This is a genomic window from Pseudomonas sp. efr-133-TYG-103a (assembly GCF_030209235.1).
Classification (GTDB): Bacteria; Pseudomonadota; Gammaproteobacteria; order Pseudomonadales; family Pseudomonadaceae; genus Aquipseudomonas.
Genome location: NZ_JARVSK010000025.1, coordinates 158,208 through 178,100, shown reverse-complemented (window position 1 = coordinate 178,100; position 19,893 = coordinate 158,208). Strand labels below are relative to the sequence as shown.

Genomic DNA, 19,893 nt, shown 5'->3' with positions numbered 1-19,893 from the left:
GGTTTTCTGATTGAACACCGCAGCTGGAAAGAGCGTCGCCTGCCGTACTCTTTGTCAGTGCGTGAGTCCGCCCGTCGCGTGGCTGTCGCCTGTCTCGGCCGGGTAGAACTCACCGTCGAGGTTCAGATCCTGAAGCCTCAGACGCAGGCTGTCCTCGATGATGCGCACCTGATGGGGATCATCGATATCGTCTACTCCCAGCCAGACACCCGCGACGTTTTGATCATGGGTGCCCTCGCTGAGCATGTCGTGGGTGACCGCCTGGCTCGCACGCCAGAGGCACAACTCATCTTCGGCATGGCCGCCTTCGGTCAACGCGACCGGCGAAGCCAGCCAGACTTCCTTGTAGGGCCGCAGGTCGGCCTCGGCGAGTTCTTGCAACGTGATCACTGTCTTCATGTCATTGGCTCCTGGTCAGTGCTTAACGTGTGACGTACGCCGGGGGAGAGCGTTCCCGAGATCTTCGCCCGCCGGACGAAATGGCTGTTGAACCGAGCGCCGGCTCCGGTGGTCGATCAAAGACTTCGTGATCCATCCTCTGCCGGAGACCCGCAATGGCCTGCTCCAGACGCTGCGCGACATGATCCGTCGGCCATCGCTCAAAGGACTTCAGGTCCTGCCCCACGAACGGGCGGCGCTGCTGCTGGGTTTTGCCTTCCACTTTTGTGTGCTCGCCAGTTATTACCTGGTGCGCCCGTTGCGCGACGCGCTGGGGCTGGAAGGCGGGGCGGACAAGCTGCAATGGCTGTTCAGCGCGACGTTCGTCGTGATGCTTGTGGCCGTGCCGGTGTATGGCGCTGCGGTCGCGAGGCTGCCGGCCACCCGGTTCGTGCCGCTGGTGTATCGGCTGGTGGCGCTGTCGATGGTGATCTTCGGCGTGCTGATCGCACAGCACTGGGCGACCGTGTGGGTCGGTCGGGTGTTTTTTGTCTGGATCAGCGTCTACAACCTGTTCATCGTCACGGTGTTCTGGAGTGTGCTGGTCGACCGTTTCTCCAACGAGCAGGGACGCAGGCTGTTCGGCTGCATCGCGGCAGGTGGCACATTGGGCACCTTCATTGGCCCTCTGCTGGCTGCGACCATGGCGACTCGCCTCGGACCACTGGCACTGACGCTGGCAGCCGCCGTGTTGCTGGAGATTGCCGTGCGCTGTTACCGCCGCCTGCTCGACAAGACCCGGCCGACGGGGTCGACGGCACAGAGCGGTTATCAACGACTCGGCGAGGAAAACCGCCGGATGGGCGGCGGTGTGCTGGCCGGCGTGACGTTGATTATCCGGTCACGGTACCTGCTGGGCATGGTGCTGTTCATGCTGTTGCACACCAGCGCGGCGACCCTGTTGTATTTCGAACAGGGTCGGATCGTCGCCGACCGCTACACCGACGTGGCGACGCGTACGCAGTTTTTCGCCTACGTGGACCTGACCGTGTCGGTGTTGACGCTGGTGTTTCAGTTGCTGCTCACGGCGCCGCTGATTCGCCTGGTCGGGATCGGCGGCGCGCTGGCCGCCATGCCGATTGCGACGTTGCTGGCGTTTGCCGCCATGGCCCTGGCGCCGGTACCGACCAGCGTCGCGCTGGCTCAAGGGCTGCGACGTGCGGTGGAATTCGCCATCGTGCGCCCGGGGCGCGAAGTCCTGTGGACCGTGGTCAGCCGTGAAGAAAAATACAAAGCCAAAAACGTCATCGAAACCCTGATCTACCGTGGCGGCGACGCAGCCAGTGGCTGGCTGTCGGTAGGCCTTGCGGCCCTGGGCGCAGGGTTCGGGCTGCTGGCGCTGCTGATCGTGCCCTTCGCCGGCCTCTGGGCCTGGCTGTCGGCATGGCTGGCGGCACGACAGGAAGACAAGCGGCGCGACGCCGAGGAGAGGACACTGCCATGACCCGTTCCAGCCTGTTCACCCGAAGACAACTGCTCACACTGGCTGCTGGCGTGTCGGCGGCGCTGGCCTTCGACCGTAACGTGCTGGCGGCCCAGACGCCGCAAAACACTGGCCCCGCGGGGCAGCCTGCCAGCCAAGGAGACGCGAAAATGCTTACACGAAACATTCCTTCCAGCGGCGAAGCGCTGCCGATGATCGGTCTTGGCACCTATCGCGGCTTCGATGTCGAGCCGGGCAGTGAAGCGTACAAACTGCTGCCGGCGGTGGTTGACCAGTTGTTTCTGGCGGGTGGCACTGTGCTCGACAGTTCGCCCATGTATGGCCGCGCCGAGCAGACGACCGGGGAGCTGCTGTCGATTCATCAGCCGCGTTCGCCGGCGTTTCTCGCGACCAAGGTCTGGACGCGTGGGCGCGACGCCGGCATCGCGCAGATGGAGGAATCGTTCCGGCTGTTGCAGACCGACCGCATCGACCTGATGCAGATCCACAACCTGCTGGACTGGAAGACCCATCTTCCGGTCCTGCGCGAGTGGAAGCAGCAGGGGCGCATTCGCTACATCGGTATCACCCATTACACGTCATCGGCGTATGCCGAGGTGGAGGCGGCGCTGAAAGCCGAAGCGTTCGATTTTCTGCAGATCAACTACGCGCTGGATGACCGTGCAGTGGAGTCGCGGCTGCTGCCGCTGTGCCGGGAGCGCGGAGTGGCGGTGATCTGCAATCGCCCGTTTGGCGGCGGCGGGCTGCTGGGGCGTTTGCGCGACAAACCGCTGCCGGGTTGGGCGGCGGAAGTCCAGGCCAGCAGTTGGGCTCAACTGGCGCTGAAGTTTCTGATCGCTCACCCGGCCGTCACTTGCGCGATTCCGGGGACGGGCAATCCGAAGTACATGAAGGAAAACGCTGGCGCGGCGATCGGCCCGTTACTGACCGATGCGCAGCGCCAGCAATTGATTGCGTTGGTGGGTTGATGCGCTGTCTGGATTGGCAGCCGCTAACTGTAGGAGTGAGCCAACTGTCTTTAACAGCGCCTCGATCAACGGCGTAACAGCCGCGCCTTCCCGGCTAAAGCCGGTCCTACGGAAAGGTTGCGGCGCCTGTAGGACCGGCTTCAGCCGGGAAGAGGCCGGTACATCCGCCGGCTATGCAGTGGCTGGAAATTAGCCTTCGCGAGCAAGCTCGCTCCTACAGGGTCTGTGTCGAGTCAGAGAGCTCGGGAATGCCCGGAGATTCTTGTAGAGGGTGCTCGCGAAGGTGAGTGTCGGTCGACATCAATGCCGCTGATCGCATTCGCCAACGTCGTAGCCTCCGACAGCTCCTACAGGTGACTCAAGACGAGCGGTACCTCAGCGTTTGACCGGCGCGGGCAGGGTCACCAGTTTCACGTATTCATCCCAGAATCTCGGCTGATCCACCGCGAACACCACCTTGGCCTTCTGCGTACCGACCGGCGCGCCTTTTTTGTAGCCCATCGAACGGCCGTAGTCGGGGCCGAAGTGGGTGTCGACATCGACCCACAGATCCTTCGATTCAGTCACCAGCTCGGGGTGCACCAGGAACAGTGCAGGCAGGCTGTCCCAGGTGAAGCTCTGATGATTCGGATCCTTGTCGAACTCAGGCCCCAGCACTGCTTTGTACAGATCGGGGATCACGCCTTTTTGCGACACGATCCGCGTGTACACCGACGCGCCGAAGACGACCTTTTCGCAGACGTCGTTGGGAAAGATGACATGCTCGATGGGCGAGCGCAGGACGATCTTGGCCGCCTCCGGATCGAACCACCAGTTGAACTCGGCCGCGGGCGTCGTGTTGCCGGGGATCTCGATGGCGCCGCCCATGTACACGATGCGTTTGATCAGCGGCACGATGTCCGGCGCGCTGCGTATCGCCAGGGCAATGTTGGTCAGCGGACCGACCGCGAGGATGGTCACCTGATGAGGGTTTTTCCTGACGCTGTCGACGATGAACTGCACGGCAGTCTCGTCACGCAGCCGGGTGTGTGTCGCCAGACCATCCGGCGGTGCGGCCAGCTGAGAAGCCGCGGTTGGACGTGGGTGCTTGAACGCGCCCGGCCAGCCTGCGCCAAACAGCGCTTTTTCCTGCTCGTACGTGGCGTAGTCGTGCAGCAGCGGATAGGCCGCGCCGGAATACACGCCGATCTCCTTCTCGACGCCCATGCGTTCGACCGCCTTGAGCGCATCGACCTGTTCCTGATCGACCCAGGCATTGCCGCTGACCAGCGTCATGCCCAGCAGGTCGATGCGTTTTTGCGCATGCAGTTGCGCCAGCATGATGAACGCCTGGCCATCATCGTTGAGCACGTTGAAATCGGTGTCGAAGATGACCTTTTCCGCCGCATGGACGGAGGTCGCTGACAGCCCGAGGCTGACAGCCAGGGCACAACTTTTCAAAAACGCATGCATGCTCGGTTTCCACCGTTGTTATTGGACGAACGTGATTCGCACTGTAGGAGCGTGGCTTGTGTCTGGGCCGCATCCGGACGATCGGCTGCGCAGCAGTCGTAACGTCAGGCGGCTCGTTTCACCTGATACACCGCATCTGACGGATTCACGACGACTGCGTCGCCGATCGCGGGGCAAGCCACGCTCCTACAGGGTTTGTGGCTGTTTACCGGTTCACCAGCTTCGCCGGCAGCGCCACGACCAGCAGGCTGCTGAGAATCAGGCAGCCGGCGAAGAACCACAGGGCGCCCGCGCTGCTGCCGGTGACGTCGATGGCGATGCCCATCATCGAGTTGCTGACCAGCCCGGCGATGTTGGCCAGTGAACAGGCCAGCGCGAAGCCGGTGGCAGCTGCCCGCCCCTTGAGGAAGGTCGCCGGCAGGCTGAAGAACACCGGCACGGCACCGATGATCGCCGCTGAGGCGATGGCGAACAGGGCAACGGTCGCGACCACGTTGTGGGTGAAGAACGGGCTCGCCGCCATTGCCACCGCGCCGATCCAGAACGGTACGATGATGTGCCAGCGACGCTCGCGGCGACGGTCCGAACTGGCACCGATCATCAGCATGCCGATCAGTGCCGCGACGCTCGGCAGCGCGGTCAGCACGCCGATGTGAAAGGTGTCGGTGACCCCGGCGTTCTTGATGAAGGTCGGCATCCAGAAGCCCATGGCGTAGGCACTGAGCAGGATCGAGAAGTCGATACCGCCGAGCATCCAGACTTTCAGGTTGAAGAAACCGTCGCGGAAACTGTGCTTGCTGTCCTTGCCTTCGGCGTCGTCCAGGCGCAGTTCGCCTTCCAGCAGGCTCTGTTCGGAAGCGTTCAGCCACTTGGCGTCTTTCGGCGCATTGGGCAGGGCCCAGAACGTCAGCACACCGAGCAATACGCTGGGCACGCCTTCGATGAGGAACAGCCATTGCCAGCCGCGCAAACCTGCGGCCTGGTCGAAATGGCCCATGATCCAGCCGGACAACGGACCGCCAATGACGCTGGACAGCGGCAGGCCGATCATGAACAGCGCGATGATGCGTCCGCGCCGGTAGGTGGGAAACCAGGTGGTCAGGTAGAACAGCACGCCCGGCAGAAAGCCCGCTTCGGCAGCGCCGAGGAAGAACCGCAAAATGTAGAACTGCATCGGCGTGCTGACGAACAGCGTGCAGGCCGAGAGCAGGCCCCAGGTGATCATGATGCGCGCGATCCAGATTTTCGCGCCGACCTTTTCCAGCACCAGATTGCTGGGGACTTCGAACAGGATGTAACCCACGAAAAACAGCCCGGCGCCCAGGCCGAAGGCGGTTTCGCTGAAGTGCAGCTGATCGAGCATCTGCAGTTTGGCAAAGCCGATGTTGATGCGGTCCAGGTACGCGGCCAGGTAGCAGAAACACAGGAACGGGATGAGCTTCCAGGTGATCTTGTGGTACAGCGCTTTGATCGGGTCCGCGACAACGGTCGCGGGAGTTTCTATGTTCGCAGAGGGCATGGGTGTCTCCTGGCGGTTCTATGACCGTTGAGCGCGACAGCGGCTGATGGTGCCTGCATTTGCAGCGATCTCAAATGGCCTGTTGTGATTTTTGTTTGCCGCACATCCAGTACTTTGGCAAGCACCGGACGGCGACTTCCAAAGGCAGTGTCAGAAGACTGGACGTCGCTTCGCCGGTCCATGGCAAAACAGTGTCCAGTAAGTGCGCGTTCAACCTGCGCGACCAGCGCTCTCTGGCGTGGTTCTGACGGCGGAATGTCCGTTTCTGCCGGGTTTGCGTATTGCGTCGATTGTGTAGGAGCGCGTTATTTCCTGAACTGTTCGACAGCTTCCTGCTTGCTCACCACGTCGCCATATTTACTGTCGATATCGAACAGATTCGCTTCATGGGGATCAGGGTGGCGGTCGCCGACGCATTCACGCACCACGATGGTCCGGAAGCCGTGTTGCACCGCATCCACTGCCGTCGCCCGGATACAACCGCTGGTCGAGCAACCGGCCAGCACCACGGTGTCGATGCCTTGTGCGTGCAGCATCGATGCCAATGAGGTGCCGAAGAACGAACTGGCGTATTGCTTGCTGATCACCACTTCCTCTGGCAGCGGCAGCACTTCTTCACAGAATGCGGCCAGTGGATTGCCCTCGACCATGTCCTTCATGACCGGGGCTTTTTTCACCCACATGCCGCCGTCGGCGAAATGCGCAGGGTGATAGCGAATGTTGGTGTGCACCACCGGGATGCCGTGCTGCCGCGCACAGGCCAGCAACTCCACGCTTTGTGCCACGGCGCTGACCACGCCCGGTGCGAACAGCGGCGCGCCCGGCTGGGTGTAGCCCTGCATGAAGTCGATCATCAGCAAGGCGGGCTTTTGCCCGAAACCGATGCGGTTGCCCCACACGCCCTGATAGTTGGCGTCTGCGCTTTGTTGGTTGCTCATTCTGTTCTCCTCTCAAATGCCAAGGCTGACCCCTTGCAGGAGCGGGGCAAGCCACGCTCCTACGGTCGAGATGGCCTCACGCCAACGGGCTGCCCAGAAAATCCCCAAACGCGGCAAGGAAACCCGGCAGGTTGTCCCACGGAATCATGTGCCCGGCGTCTTCGACCCGAGTGATCCGTATGCCGGGCAGCCGTTGCTGGATTTCAGCCTCGTCCTCGGCCTGAATCACACCGCCGCGAGTGGCGACGATCAGCAGGGCAGGGACCGGCACGTGCGGCAGGTCCTGATGAAAATCGACGTCATGGAAGTCGTTGAAGGCGCGCACGATCGCAGGCTCGTAGCAGGTGTGCAGCCACTCGGCGCGCAGCTGCAGCTGATCCTCGGTCCAGGTCGGGCAGAACGCGCGCATGTCGTCGGCGCTCATGCCGTTCTGGGACTGACGGATCGAGTCGACGTACCACGGCAATTTCGAGGGGTATTCGCGACGGCCCGGCCCTGACACCGGCGGGTCGATCAGCACCAGGCTTTTCAGGCCCTGCGGGTTGCGGACCGAGACGCGCACGGCAAAGCGCGCGCCCATGGAGTGCCCGACCAAGTGGTAGCTCGCCAGGCCCATGGCCTGGGCGAACGCACTGATGTCGTCGGCGCAGGTGTCGACGCTGTAATCCAGGTCCGGGCCGGTCGAAGACAGCCCTCGGCCTCGGGCGTCGAGCACGTAAGTGTCGAACGACTTGCCCAGATGCTCGGCCACGAAGCCCCAGGTGATCGCCGGACTGGTGATGCCTGGAATCAGGACGAGCGCCGGTTTGCCCGCGTGCTGCTCGCCGCCGTAGCGCAGATAGTGCTGGCGGATGCCATTGGCCTGGACGTTGCCGCCGTGGATGAACGTGCTCACGCGGCCACCCCCGATTTCAGGTCCTGGGCGTACAGGTCATAGCCGTAGACCCAGGCTGGATCTTCCTGCGTGCGCAGCCAGGTGTTGGCGTTGGACACCGCTTGCACGCGCGAGGCGCGCTCCTTGCGGTTGGCTTCATAAAGGCCGAACGCGGTGCGGTAGTCGCTCAGGCCGGTTTCCTGCAGGCAGCGTGTCAGCATGGCAGCGTCTTCGATGGCCATGCCCGCGCCCTGAGCCATGTGCGGCTTCATCGGGTGGCAGGCATCGCCCAGCAATACCAGGCGGCCACGACTCCACAGCGGCAGCGGGTTGCGGTTGAGCAACGGCCATTTGGTCACGCTTTCGGTGGATTCGATCAGCGCCTGCACGGTGGGGTGATAGCCGGCAAACGCTTCGTACATTTCTTCCTGGCTGCTGTCGACCCAGTTGCCCTGGAAATCCCATTCGGCATGGGGCACGCCGGTCACGTAGTAGTACTCATCGCGCTTGCCGGTGGTGTGGTAAACCATCATGTGACGGTCTTCGCTCCACCATTTCACGCAATTTTCGAAATTCAGGTTGTACTTCGTCAGCACGTCGCTGCGGATCAGCGCGCGGTGGGCGACCCACCCGCTGTACAGCGGTTTTTCCTGGCCCAGCAAAACTTCGCGGATCTTGGAATTGATGCCGTCGGCGCCGATGACAATGTCGGCGTCGGCGAAGGTGCCATCGGCGAAGTTCAGGCGCACGCCATGATCGCGCTCTTCAAGGGCGGTGAGGCATTTGCTGAAATGCACGCTGCCCGGTGCCAGGGTCGACATCTGCAATGCATGCAGATCGCCGCGGTGAACGGTGATGTACGCCGCGCCGTATTCTTTCAGCGAAAACTCGCCCAGCGCGATGCGCGACATGTAATCGCCGGTGGCGCCGTCGCGGCTGAACCAGAAGTCCGGGTGCGAGCCCATGTCGCTCAGCTGCTGCTCGATGCCCATGCGGCGGAAGATCTTCATGATGTTCGGCCCCATGTGAATGCCCGCGCCAATGCGCGAGAACTCAGCAGCCTGCTCGTAGACGTCGACTTGAAAACCCGCTTTCTGCAACAGCGTGGCTGCAGCAGCCCCACCCAGACCGGCTCCGACGATGGCGATTTTTTGCGTAGTTGGCATGGCGCGCTTCCTTCGTGTTTCGTGAATCTCTGGTGAGTACATGGCGACGATAGCGCGTCGTCATGTTGCGTTTTTTAAGTGTATACGCTGAATTTTTCAAATGTGAACAGGTATTTCAAAAAAGACTCAGCGACGTCGCAAATAGGCATGTCACCCTTCGTAACCCGCTGAATTCAACGTATGTGTGCATCGGTAACGAATTGGCGCAGCTATTGCAGACTGCCTTCAATTGATGTCTTATCACTTTTAATTAGCGTGTACGCTTTAAAAAATGCACTAGAGTGAAGCGTGATGCCTTTCAATGGTGCACTTGGCGTCACGCAGAAAGATCAGCCCGAACCACCAGGAGATCAGAGATGCCGGTTAGCGATTGCGAATTGACCCAGATGTTCGAGCATGTGCTGAAACTGTCGAAGGTGGACCCGACCCAGAGTGTCGCCGTCCTCAAAAGTCACTATTCAGATCCGCGCACCGTGCGCGCCGCCATGGACGCCGCGCAGCGCCTGGGCGCCAAGGTCTACGCGGTTGAGCTACCCTCGTTCAATCACCCCAAAGCCATGGGCAACGACATGACGGCGTACTGCGGCGACACCGCGCTGACCGGCAATCTGGCGGCACAACGCGCGCTTGAAGCAGCCGATCTGGTGGTCGACACCATGATGCTGCTGCATTCGCCCGAGCAGGAGCAGATCCTCAAGACCGGCACTCGCATTCTGCTGGCTGTCGAACCCCCGGAAGTGCTGGCGCGCATGCTGCCGACCGTCGCGGACAAAGAGCGCGTGCTGGCGGCAGAACAGGTGTTGAAAGCGGCGCGTTCGATCCACGTGAAGTCCCGGGCGGGCAGCGATTTCCGCGCGCAGCTGGGGCAGTATCCGTCCGTCACCGAGTACGGTTTTGCCGACGAGCCCGGGCGCTGGGATCACTGGCCCAGTGGTTTTCTGTTCTCCTGGCCGAACGAGGAGACCGCCGAGGGTACGCTGGTCATCGATGTCGGCGACATCGTTCTGCCCTTCAAGACCTACTCCCGCGAGCAGATCACGCTGGAGATCGAGAAGGGCTTCATCACCGGTATTCATGGCGGTTTCGAGGCCGAATACCTGCGCGACTACATGAAGTATTTCAACGATCCCGAGGTGTACGGCATTTCCCACATCGGCTGGGGATTGCAGCCTCGCGCGCAGTGGACGGCCATGGGCCTGCATGACAAGAACGACGGCATGTGCATGGACGCCAGGGCGTTCTATGGCAATTTCCTGTTCTCCACCGGGCCGAATACCGAAGTGGGTGGCAAGCGTAAAACGCCGTGCCATCTGGACATTCCGCTGCGCCATTGCGACATCTATCTGGATGACCTGGCGGTGGTGCTGGGAGGTGACGTGGTCGCGCCCGAGGCCTCGAAGGCCTGAGACGCTTGCCCTTCATACCAGGATCTGAATCCTGTGGGAGCGCTTGCTCACGAAGGTTGGTTTCCAGCCGCTGCATGTCCACAGCATGCGGCCGCTTCCCGGCTAAAGCCGGTCCTACGGATGCTGCAAGTTGTCGTAGAACCGGCTAAAGCCGGTCCTGCGGATGCTGCAAGTTGTCGTAGAACCGGTTGAAGACGATCCTACAGACGCTGCAAGTTTTTCGTAGGACCGGCTTTAGCCGGGAAGGCGTCGAATGTTACGCCGTTGATCGACGAGGAGGTGAAAACAGTTGGCTCCCTCCCACCGTTTTGACTTGGGTTGACCTGAGGGCTCCCTTTAGCCCGGCGCAACCGTTAATGTAGCCGCCATCTCCCCGGATCCGCCAAACGAGCCCCTCCGTGTCTACCGACCAATCATCCAAAAACAATCAGTCCTACACCTTTTCCGAGCAGGTCGGCCACTTGCTGCGCAAGGCGTACCAGCGGCATCTGGCGATCTTCCAGCAGAACGTCGGTGATTCGCAGCTCACCGCCGTGCAGTTCGTGACCCTGTGCGCGCTGCGCGATCACGGGCCCAGCTCGCAGACGGAGCTGGTCAAGGCGACGGCGGTCGATCAGGCGACCATTCGCGGCATCGTCGACCGGCTGAAGGCGCGGGACCTGATCAGCCTCGATCCTGATCCGCAGGACCGGCGTAAAGTGATCTGCAGCCTCACCGACAGTGGCCTGCAGCTGGTGCAGGAGACCGTGCCCCGCGCCGCGCAGATCACCGAGCTGACCCTGAGCAAACTCAATCCTGCCGAACGCGTGGCGGTGCTTTATCTGCTGCGCAAGCTGATCGACGAGCCGGACGAGTAATCCGGTCCGTTGAACAACCTGTAAATACGGGTGGGCGAGCGCGTTCGCGAAGACCGTAGAGCGGCCCCTGATGATGAATCGACAGGGCCGACCTCTTCGCAAATAAGTGGCTCCCACAGGCCTATCCGTATGTTCCTGCGATCATTTCGCGCTTTCCATTTTGGCACTGGCACGCTTCCTGCTCTCTTTTCATGAAGTGAACACTTCATCAAATGCCAGGGAGGGCGGGTAACGAATGGGGAAGGCAATATGAGCGAGCAGCTCCTGGCGGCTGAGAAGACCGTGACACTCAAGGTCAACGGTCAGACTTCGTCCGTCACGGCGATGCCTGACACGCCGCTGTTATTGATCCTGCGTAACGACCTGCACCTCAATGGCCCCAAATATGGCTGTGGTCTGGGCGAATGCGGTGCCTGCACGGTGATTGTCGATGGCGTGGCGGCGCGCGCCTGCGTCTTCCCGCTGGCAGGCGCCGAAGGCCGGGAAATCACCACGCTGGAGGGCATCGGCTCCCGCCAGTGCCCGCACCCGGTGCAGCAGGCGTTCATCGATGAGCAGGCCGCGCAATGCGGCTACTGCATGAACGGGATGATCATGACCGCCAAGGCCTTGCTCGACCGCAATCCGCACCCGACCGAGGCGCAGATTCGCAATGAGCTGTCGGCCAACCTGTGTCGTTGCGGCACCCACATCGAAATCCTTCGTGCGGTCATGCGTGCCGCGCGCCATTCGCTTTGAACGGAGCGACCTCCTTGAATCAGCCCACGACTGCGCCCACCCCCACCCGCGACGAACTGCTGGCCAGAAACGGCGTGCTGCTTGTCGTCGACGACATCCTGCCGCCCTCCGGCCCGGTCGCCAAAGGCGGCACCCCCACAGTGAAGCCCAAGGAACTGGGGCTGTTCATCGCCATCGATCAGGACAATACGGTTTACGCCTTCAACGGCCATGTCGATCTGGGTACCGGCATCCGCACGTCCCTGGCGCAGATCGTCGCCGAAGAGCTCGACCTGCAGATGGATCAGGTCATCATGGTCCTGGGCGACACCGAGCGCGCGCCCAATCAAGGCGCGACCATCGCCAGCGCCACGTTGCAGATTTCCGCCATCCCGCTGCGCAATGCCGCCGCCGAGGCCCGCCGATACCTCTTGGAGCAGGCCGCGCAGCGCTGGGCGGTCAGTGTCGATTCTCTGGCTGTGGAAAGCGGCGTGATCAAGGCCGCCGACGGGCGCAGCGCGAGGTTTGGCGATCTTCTGATCGATCAGCACGTCGAATTGCGCATCTCCGGCAACGCGCCACTCAAGCGTCAGGAAGACTACAAGCTGGTGGGGCAGGGCGCCGCGCGGGTCGATATCCCCGGCAAAGCCACGGGCGAGCTGACCTACGTTCACGACATGCGCTTGCCCGACATGCTGCATGGTCGGGTGGTGCGGCCGCCGTACGCCGGCCACGACACCGGCGATTTCGTCGGCAACAGCCTGCTGGAAGTCGATGAGTCGTCCATCGCCCATATTCCCGGCATCGTGCGTGTGGTGGTGATCCGCGACTTCGTCGGCGTGGTGGCGATGCGTGAAGAGCAGGCGGCCAAAGCTGCGCGCGAGCTGAAAGTCAGCTGGAAAGCCTGGCAGCACAAGTTGCCGGACATGAGCGACGTCGAGCAGGCCATTCGCGATAACCCGAGCATCCAGCGCGTGGTGCTGGACAAGGGCAATGTCGAGCAGGCGCTGGCCGATGCCAGCGAGCGCATGACCCGCACTTACCTGTGGCCCTACCAGATTCACGGCTCGATCGGACCGTCCTGCGGGCTGGCGGACTACCGTGAAGACGGCATCCGGGTATGGTCCGGCACGCAGAATCCGCACATGTTGCGGGCGGATCTGGCGTGGTTGCTGGAATACCCTGAGGAACGGATTGAAATCATTCGCATGGAAGCGGCCGGTTGCTACGGGCGCAACTGCGCCGACGATGTGTGCGCCGACGCCGTGCTGTTGTCCAGAGCGGTGGGCCTTCCGGTCCGGGTGCAACTGACCCGCGAGCAGGAACACGTGTGGGAGCCGAAGGGGACGGCGCAGTTGATGGAAGTCGATGGCGGGCTGACCGCCGAGGGCGGTATTGCCGGCTATGACTTCACGACCAGTTACCCGTCGAACAACTCGCCAACGCTCGCGCTTTTGCTGACCGGGCGGGTTGATCCGGTGGCGGCCATGTTCGAGATGGGCGACCGGACCTCGATCCCGCCCTACGAGATCGAGCACATGCGCGTCACCATCAATGACATGGCGCCGATTGTCCGGGCGTCATGGATGCGCGGCGTCTCGGCGCTGCCCAACACCTTCGCCCATGAATCCTACATCGATGAACTGGCCTTCGCGGCCGGCGTCGACCCGGTCGAATATCGCCTGCGTTACCTCAACGACGACCGCGCCAGCGAGCTGGTCAAGGCGACCGCCGCCCGTGCGGACTGGACGCCACGCACCCAGCCGATGCAGACCCCGGAAGACGACGGCGTGCTGCGCGGGCGGGGGTTTGCCTACGCCCGTTACATCCACAGCAAATTTCCCGGCTTTGGCGCGGCGTGGGCGGCGTGGGTCGCCGATGTCGCGGTGGACAAAAACACCGGTGATGTGTCGGTCACACGCGTGGTGATCGGGCACGACGCCGGAATGATGGTCAACCCGGCAGGCGTGCAACATCAGATCCATGGCAACGTCATCCAGTCCACCAGTCGCGTGCTCAAGGAGCGCGTGACGTTCGAGGAGTCGACCGTCAGCAGTCAGGAATGGGGCGGCTATCCGATCCTGACCTTCCCGGAAGTGCCCAAGGTCGACGTCATGATGATGCCGCGCCAGACCGAGCCGCCCATGGGCGCGGGCGAATCGGCGTCGGTGCCCAGCGCGGCGGCGATCGCCAACGCAGTCTATGACGCCACCGGTATTCGCTTCCGCGAGCTGCCGATCACTGCCGAACGCATCCTGGCCGCGATGAAAAGCGCCGGCGACGAGGCCAGCGTCCAGCCGCCCGAATCGCCCAAGGCCAAGCGCTCCAAATGGTTGTTCGGTTCATTGTTTGCAGCATTTGGCGCAGTGTTGGGCGTGGCGGCGACGGCGCTGCCGTGGCGCGCGGAAATTGCCCCGATTGCCCCGCCAGCCGCCGGCACCTGGTCGGCGGCGACGCTGGAACGCGGGCGATTGCTGGCCTCGGCTGGCGATTGTGCCGTTTGCCACACGAGCGCGGGCGGCGTGACCAATGCCGGCGGTCTGGCCATGCAGACACCTTTCGGCACGCTGTACAGCAGCAACATCACACCCGACCCTGAAACGGGCATCGGTAACTGGTCGTATCCGGCATTCGAGCGGGCGATGCGTGACGGCATCAGTCGCGATGGCAAACATCTGTATCCGGCGTTTCCCTACACCGCGTTCCGAAATATCGACGACGCCGACATGCAGGCGCTGTACGCGTACCTGATGTCGCAGACGCCGGTGAAGCAGGTTCAGCCCGCCAATGCCCTGCGGTTCCCGTTCAACATGCGGCCGTTGATGGCCGGCTGGAACGCGCTTTTTCTGCGCAAGGGCGAGGTTCAGGCTCAGCCACTACAAAGTGCGCAATGGAATCGCGGGCAATACCTGGTCAACGGCCTGGGCCACTGCGCCGCCTGCCACTCACCGCGCAACCTGATGGGAGCGGAGAAGGGCGGCGCCTCTTTCCTGGCAGGTGGCATGGTTGACGGCTGGGAGGCACCGGCGCTCAACAGCCTGTCGAAAGCGCCGACGCCGTGGACGGAGGACCAATTGTTCAATTACCTGAGTACCGGCTATTCCGATGCCCATGGCGTGGCCGCCGGACCGATGGGGCCAGTGGTTTCGGAGCTGGCGAAGTTGCCCAGGACCGACGTGCGCGCGATGGCGGTGTACCTCGCGTCCTTGAACGGTTCCGCCGAGGCTGCGTCGACAATGCCTGCGCCGACAGCGGCTGCGCCGACAATGCCTGCGCCGACAGTAACCGCACAAAAAGTGACTGTCGCGGCGGTCTCCCCGCAGTCGCTGAGCAATGGCCAGCGCGTTTTCGAGGGTTCCTGCCAAGGCTGTCATGCCGATGGTCTGGGGCCGAAACTGTTCGGCGTCAGCCCGTCGCTTGCGACCAACACCAACGTGCACAGCGCGCTGCCGGACAATCTGATCAAAGTGATTCAGCAAGGCATCGCCAAGCCGGCAACAGCGGACCTGGGTTACATGCCCGGCTTCAAGGACAGCCTGTCGAATACCCAGATCAGCGATCTGGCGGCGTACCTGCGCAGTCGGTTCGCGCCCAATGAACCGCAATGGACGGGACTGCAGGACAAGGTGGCCTACCTGAAGGCCAATCCCGGCAGCCACTGACAGGCATCGAGCGCTTGCAGGCGTGGCGTGTCCTGCAGTCGACGGGGAACCCGTCTTACGACCGGCGAATGCGATTGCGCTGCTGCAACGCGTTCGCCGGTTCTGCCGAGTGTGCGAACGCTGAGGTCGAGTGCGACAGCAGGCGGATCGGCCGAATACGCCGCGCTCCTGCCGTTGCCAGGTGTCATGCCTGGGCCGGCAACACCATCACCCCACGCACCACCAGATCCTGGATGAACGCCAGCCAGTCCTGCCGCTCGCCCTGGCTGGCCATGTCCTGACCCAGAAACGAGGTGAGGGTGTGCAGGTTCGAGTTATAGAAGTAGCACAGCGAGGCGATCATCAGGTAGACATGCTTGATGTCCACATCCTCCCGGAACAATCCCTGTTGCTGACCTGCTTCGATGATCGGTCTGAGCACGCCGACGGCTTCGCCTGACAGACGCCGCAACTCGCTGGACTGTCGGGCGTGCTTGCCCTTGTGCAGGTTCTCGATGCTCAGAATCGCGACGAATTCCGGATGAGTCACGTAGTAGTCCCAGACGAACGCCACCAGTTGCCGCAGGGTCGCGACCGGTGTCGACGGGTCCAGCTGCAGCGTGCTTTCGGTGCGGTTGAACTGCTCGTAGGTGTGCTCCAGCACTTTGACGAACAGTTTCTCCTTGCTGCCGAAGTAGTAATAAATCATCCGGTCGTTGGACTCGGCCTCGGCCGATATCTTCTCGATCCGTCCGCCGGAGTAGCCGTCGCGGGTGAACACGGCGATGGCCGCTTTGAGGATGCGCGCTCGCGTCTGATCGGCCTGTTGCGCGCGGATGCCAGTGTTTTTGCTCATGATCGTTACAGAATCCGGTACAGCAGGCGTTCGACGCGCACGCGGCTGACGCGCCGCAGAAAGGTGCGCACGCCCAGCGGGTACTCACTCAACGTGTCGAGTTCGTCGAACTTGCCGACGCGATGGGTGTTGCGCATCAGCAGCTCGATCTCCTGAGCGCGCGGCTTGAGCCATTCGCCTTTGGGATCGTCGATCAGCACGGCGTTTTCCAGGTCCAGCTGGAAGGCGCGGGGGTTCAGGTTGTTGCCTGTCAGCAGTGTGTAGCGCTCGTCGGACCACAACCCTTTGAGGTGATAGGTGTTATCGCCGTCTTTCCACAGGTGAATGTTCAACTGATGCCTGGCGATCGCCGTCTGATGCTTCTGCATGAAACGACGCAGGCTGATTTCGTACAGATAAGGCAGCGCGGAAATAACCTTGAACGGCTCGTCCGGATCGATGAAGAAGTCGTTGGCGGTCTTGTCGCCAATGATGATGTCCACTTTGACCCCGCGCTTGAGGGCCCGGTTGATCTCGCGCTTGATCACCAGCGGCATGTTGAAATAGGGCGTGCACAGCGTCAGCTGATGCCGGGTTGCGGCGATCAGGTCGCACAGCGTCTTGCTCAGCGGGTTCTTGTTGCCGATGCCCAGCAGCGGGATCAGGCGCAATTCGCCATTCTCGCGGATGCCGTCGTTGACGTCGTAACTGGCGCGCTTGAGGCGCTGGCGGAACTGGCGGATTTCCCCGCGCAGGCTGCGCGAGGCGGGCGGGTTGGGCAGGTCCAGCCGGTGCACGGCCTCGGACGGCAGGATTTCCTGTTGCACCAGACGCAGGAACGAATCGGCCAGGCCCTTGTTTTCCAGCAAGTGATACCGATCGAGTCGGTATTTCGCCAGCTTGTGCAGGTAAACGTTGTTGATGCTGGCACCGCTGTAGATCACGCAGTCATCGATGATGCTGCCCTTCAAATGCAGCACGCCGAACAGCTCGCGGGTCTGCACCGGCACGCCGTAGACCGGCACCTCCTGTTCGTGCTCGAGGTTTTGCGCCTGATACCACGCCGAATTGCCGGCCTGCTTGCCCGCGCCGATCAGCCCGCGCTGCGCGCGAAACCAGTCCACCAGCACGACGATGTCCAGCGCAGGCCTTGCCGCTTTGGCGGCGTAGAGGGCATCGAGGATTTCCTGACCGGCTTCGTCCTCCTGCAAGTACAGCGCGACGATGCAGATACGCCGGGTCGCTGCGGCAATCTTTTCCAGCAGCGTGCGCCGATAATCAGCCGCACTGGGCAGAAGGGTGATCGCCGCGCTGGACGATTCGAAACCGCGCAACGCCGCAAGGGTAGAACGTCGGAAGGGAGCCCGCATAAGCCTCTCGATGGGTCGGATCAACAGCGCACGAGCTTACACCAGCGCGCGCCTTGTGGTGGTTTTGGCAGCGGCTTCGTTGACTTGTTCAGGGAAATTTCAGGAACCCGGAGGGCAACGGCGCAGCGGCGTGCAGGGCTGCACACCGGTTGCAGCGCGCTTGCCCGCAGTGGCCCGGGCCGCCGACGCATTTCGGTCGGTCGCGGCCCAGCCTTCGTGGGCAAGGGCTGTCCTTCAGATAAACGGCAATCGGATTACACCTTCAACACCAGTTTCCCGCTGTTCTCACCCTTGAACAGCATCTGCAGCGTTTCCGGAAACGTTTCAAGGCCGTCGACGATATGCTCTTTGCTCTTGAGCTTGCCTTGGGCGAGCCAGCCGGCCATTTCCATGCCGGCCCGGGCGAAATGCTCCGTATGGTCCATGACCACGAAACCTTCCATTCGCGCGCGGTTGACCAACAGCGACAGGTAGTTGGCCGGGCCTTTGACGGCTTCCTTGTTGTTGTACTGACTGATCGCGCCGCAGATCACCACGCGCGCCTTGAGCGCCAGTCGCGTGAGGACGGCATCCAGAATGTCGCCGCCGACGTTGTCGAAATACACGTCGATGCCTTTCGGGCATTCGCGTTTGAGGGCGGCGTGAATGTCTTCGCTCTTGTAGTCGATGGCGCCGTCGAAGCCGAACTCGTCGATGAGTGTCTGGCATTTTTCCCGGCCGCCCGCGATACCGATCACCCGGCAGCCTTTGATTTTGGCGATCTGCCCGGCAATGCTGCCCACCGCACCTGCGGCCCCGGAAATCACCACGGTGTCCCCGGCTTTCGGCTGACCCACCTCCAGCAGCGCGAAGTATGCCGACATGCCGGTCATGCCCAATGCCGCCAGATACACCGGCAAAGGCACCCGCTTGGGGTCGACCTTGTTGAAGCCCTTGGGCTCGCCGACGAAGTAGTCCTGCACGCCCAGCACGCCCTGGACGTAGTCGCCGACCGCAAACCCGGGGTGATTCGATTCGATTACCTTGCCCACGCCCAGCGCCCGCATGACCGCGCCCAGTTCAACCGGGGCAATGTACGATTTGCCCTCGTTCATCCAGCCACGCATGGCCGGGTCAAGTGACAAGTACTCACTTTTCACCACGATCTGCCCTTCAGCCGCTGTCGCCACTGGAACGGTCTGAAAGGTGAAGTCGTCGCGGCTGGCGGCGCCGACGGGGCGTCGGGCGAGGAGAAACTGGCGGTTGTTCAAGGCGGTCATGGTGGTTCTCGATCAAGAAGAGAAACGCCAGTGATAGACGCGCATGTCGCGCGGGGCAAGTAAAGACGTTGCAGCGAATGCGCCCCGATCCATCTCGATGATGTGATCGGCACTCTACATCACTGCGGTGCATGCAGCTTCAACCGGGCCCTTGATAGTGCTGACGGGCGGCGCAAGGCACTGGCTAAACTGCCGCTGTCCGGCCTCGCGCCATCCCTCTTTATATAAGTACAAAAAGGACGACTCCATGAGCATGACGTTTTCCGGCCAGGTTGCCCTGGTGACCGGCGCCGCCGCAGGCATTGGCCGCGCCACCGCGTTGGCGTTTGCCGAGCAGGGCTTGAAAGTGCTGCTGGTCGATCTGGACAGCGATGGCGGAGAAGGAACGGCCCGTTTGATTCGTCAGGCCGGAGGCGAGGCGCTTTTCCTGCGCTGCGACGTGACCCGTGAAGCCGATGTGCAACAGATGATGAGTCAGGCGGTGAGCGCGTTCGGCCGGGTGGACTATGCGTTCAACAACGCAGGCATCGAGATCGAGAAAGGGCGGCTGGCCGAGGGCAGCGAAGCCGAGTTCGACGCCATCATGGGCGTGAACGTCAAAGGCGTCTGGTTGTGCATGAAGTACCAACTGCCGGTCATGCTGGCTCAGGGCGGCGGGGCCATCGTCAACACTGCATCGGTGGCCGGGCTGGGCGCGGCGCCGAAAATGAGCATCTACGCGGCCTCGAAACACGCAGTTATCGGCCTGACCAAATCCGCCGCCATCGAATACGCAAAGAAACACATTCGGGTCAACGCGGTGTGCCCGGCGGTGATCGACACCGACATGTTCCGTCGCGCTCACGAAGCCGATCCGCGCAAGGCTGAATTCGCGGCCACTATGCATCCGGTGGGACGCATCGGCAAGGTCGAGGAAATTGCCGCGGCCGTGCTCTATCTGTGCAGCGACGGAGCGGCCTTCACGACGGGGCATTCACTGGCAGTGGACGGCGGCGTGACGGCGTTCTGA

16 protein-coding genes are annotated in these 19,893 nt (G+C 62.3%); 7 read left to right on the top strand and 9 right to left on the bottom strand.

From position 1 onward, the window contains the following. Positions 1-54 precede the first annotated feature (54 nt). On the bottom strand, positions 55-399 hold the full coding sequence (locus QRN36_RS20600; protein ID WP_093467031.1) for a hypothetical protein: 345 nt from the start codon (positions 397-399) through the stop codon (positions 55-57). A gap of 181 nt (positions 400-580) precedes the next feature. Here QRN36_RS20600 and QRN36_RS20595 point away from each other — a divergent pair, with 181 nt between their 5' ends. Then, positions 581-1,882, top strand: coding sequence for an NTP/NDP exchange transporter (locus QRN36_RS20595; RefSeq protein WP_285425816.1), 1,302 nt, complete (start codon positions 581-583; stop codon positions 1,880-1,882). Next, the gene (locus QRN36_RS20590; RefSeq protein ID WP_285425759.1) at positions 1,879-2,850 is read left to right on the top strand and encodes an aldo/keto reductase; all 972 of its coding nucleotides are present in this window, start codon (positions 1,879-1,881) and stop codon (positions 2,848-2,850) included. Before QRN36_RS20595 ends, QRN36_RS20590 begins: the two co-directional genes overlap by 4 nt. 375 nt (positions 2,851-3,225) lie before the next feature. Here the strand turns inward: QRN36_RS20590 and QRN36_RS20585 are convergent, their stop codons facing one another. From QRN36_RS20585 to QRN36_RS20565, 5 genes are all read right to left on the bottom strand, one after another. Further along, positions 3,226-4,302, bottom strand: coding sequence for a nucleoside hydrolase (locus QRN36_RS20585; protein WP_285425758.1), 1,077 nt, complete (start codon positions 4,300-4,302; stop codon positions 3,226-3,228). A gap of 205 nt (positions 4,303-4,507) precedes the next feature. Then, positions 4,508-5,821, bottom strand: coding sequence for an MFS transporter (locus QRN36_RS20580; protein WP_285425757.1), 1,314 nt, complete (start codon positions 5,819-5,821; stop codon positions 4,508-4,510). A 305-nt stretch (positions 5,822-6,126) separates the two neighbouring features. Continuing rightward, positions 6,127-6,759, bottom strand: coding sequence for an N-carbamoylsarcosine amidohydrolase (locus tag QRN36_RS20575; protein ID WP_285425756.1), 633 nt, complete (start codon positions 6,757-6,759; stop codon positions 6,127-6,129). 76 nt (positions 6,760-6,835) lie between these two features. Then, positions 6,836-7,654 carry an alpha/beta fold hydrolase gene (locus tag QRN36_RS20570; protein WP_285425755.1) on the bottom strand — a complete coding sequence of 273 codons (819 nt, stop codon included), beginning with the start codon at positions 7,652-7,654 and terminating at the stop codon, positions 6,836-6,838. Then, the gene (locus tag QRN36_RS20565) at positions 7,651-8,799 is read right to left on the bottom strand and encodes an FAD-dependent monooxygenase (RefSeq protein ID WP_285425754.1); all 1,149 of its coding nucleotides are present in this window, start codon (positions 8,797-8,799) and stop codon (positions 7,651-7,653) included. The genes QRN36_RS20570 and QRN36_RS20565 overlap by 4 nt, the downstream gene beginning before the upstream one ends. 356 nt (positions 8,800-9,155) lie before the next feature. On the opposite strand from QRN36_RS20565, the gene QRN36_RS20560 reads away from it, so the two are divergent. The 4 genes from QRN36_RS20560 (at position 9,156) to QRN36_RS20545 (ending at position 15,441) form a co-directional block, all read left to right on the top strand. Beyond that, entirely contained in the window at positions 9,156-10,205 is a 1,050-nt protein-coding gene (locus tag QRN36_RS20560) for a 2,5-dihydroxypyridine 5,6-dioxygenase (RefSeq protein ID WP_093467052.1), read from the top strand. A 398-nt stretch (positions 10,206-10,603) separates the two neighbouring features. Then, positions 10,604-11,062, top strand: coding sequence for a MarR family transcriptional regulator (locus QRN36_RS20555; protein WP_285425752.1), 459 nt, complete (start codon positions 10,604-10,606; stop codon positions 11,060-11,062). A 249-nt stretch (positions 11,063-11,311) separates the two neighbouring features. Continuing rightward, a complete protein-coding gene (locus QRN36_RS20550) occupies positions 11,312-11,800 on the top strand; it encodes a (2Fe-2S)-binding protein (protein ID WP_285425751.1) in 489 nt (162 codons plus the stop codon). Between the two features lie 14 nt (positions 11,801-11,814). Next, on the top strand, positions 11,815-15,441 hold the full coding sequence (locus QRN36_RS20545) for a molybdopterin cofactor-binding domain-containing protein (RefSeq protein ID WP_285425749.1): 3,627 nt from the start codon (positions 11,815-11,817) through the stop codon (positions 15,439-15,441). Between the two features lie 184 nt (positions 15,442-15,625). Here QRN36_RS20545 and QRN36_RS20540 read toward each other — a convergent pair whose 3' ends face one another. The 3 genes from QRN36_RS20540 to QRN36_RS20530 form a co-directional block, all read right to left on the bottom strand. Then, positions 15,626-16,279, bottom strand: a complete 654-nt coding sequence (locus QRN36_RS20540; protein WP_285425815.1) for a TetR/AcrR family transcriptional regulator — start codon at positions 16,277-16,279, stop codon at positions 15,626-15,628. A 2-nt stretch (positions 16,280-16,281) separates the two neighbouring features. Continuing rightward, positions 16,282-17,625 carry a CDP-diacylglycerol--serine O-phosphatidyltransferase gene (gene pssA / locus QRN36_RS20535; protein WP_285425748.1) on the bottom strand — a complete coding sequence of 448 codons (1,344 nt, stop codon included), beginning with the start codon at positions 17,623-17,625 and terminating at the stop codon, positions 16,282-16,284. 254 nt (positions 17,626-17,879) lie between these two features. After that, positions 17,880-18,884, bottom strand: a complete 1,005-nt coding sequence (locus QRN36_RS20530) for an NADP-dependent oxidoreductase (RefSeq protein ID WP_285425747.1) — start codon at positions 18,882-18,884, stop codon at positions 17,880-17,882. Between the two features lie 247 nt (positions 18,885-19,131). Between QRN36_RS20530 and QRN36_RS20525 the strand changes: the two genes are divergently transcribed. Continuing rightward, on the top strand, positions 19,132-19,893 hold the full coding sequence (locus QRN36_RS20525) for an SDR family oxidoreductase (protein WP_285425746.1): 762 nt from the start codon (positions 19,132-19,134) through the stop codon (positions 19,891-19,893).

Excerpts from the sequence above, each read along its gene's own strand:
- QRN36_RS20600 (WP_093467031.1), bottom strand. The coding sequence starts at position 399 with ATGAAGACAGTGATCACGTTGCAAGAACTCGCCGAGGCCGACCTGCGG.
- QRN36_RS20595 (WP_285425816.1), top strand. The coding sequence starts at position 581 with ATGATCCGTCGGCCATCGCTCAAAGGACTTCAGGTCCTGCCCCACGAA.
- QRN36_RS20590 (WP_285425759.1), top strand. The coding sequence starts at position 1,879 with ATGACCCGTTCCAGCCTGTTCACCCGAAGACAACTGCTCACACTGGCT.
- QRN36_RS20585 (WP_285425758.1), bottom strand. The coding sequence starts at position 4,302 with ATGCATGCGTTTTTGAAAAGTTGTGCCCTGGCTGTCAGCCTCGGGCTG.
- QRN36_RS20580 (WP_285425757.1), bottom strand. The coding sequence starts at position 5,821 with ATGCCCTCTGCGAACATAGAAACTCCCGCGACCGTTGTCGCGGACCCG.
- QRN36_RS20575 (WP_285425756.1), bottom strand. The coding sequence starts at position 6,759 with ATGAGCAACCAACAAAGCGCAGACGCCAACTATCAGGGCGTGTGGGGC.
- QRN36_RS20565 (WP_285425754.1), bottom strand. The coding sequence starts at position 8,799 with ATGCCAACTACGCAAAAAATCGCCATCGTCGGAGCCGGTCTGGGTGGG.
- QRN36_RS20560 (WP_093467052.1), top strand. The coding sequence starts at position 9,156 with ATGCCGGTTAGCGATTGCGAATTGACCCAGATGTTCGAGCATGTGCTG.
- QRN36_RS20550 (WP_285425751.1), top strand. The coding sequence starts at position 11,312 with ATGAGCGAGCAGCTCCTGGCGGCTGAGAAGACCGTGACACTCAAGGTC.
- pssA (WP_285425748.1), bottom strand. The coding sequence starts at position 17,625 with ATGCGGGCTCCCTTCCGACGTTCTACCCTTGCGGCGTTGCGCGGTTTC.
- QRN36_RS20530 (WP_285425747.1), bottom strand. The coding sequence starts at position 18,884 with ATGACCGCCTTGAACAACCGCCAGTTTCTCCTCGCCCGACGCCCCGTC.
- QRN36_RS20525 (WP_285425746.1), top strand. The coding sequence starts at position 19,132 with ATGAGCATGACGTTTTCCGGCCAGGTTGCCCTGGTGACCGGCGCCGCC.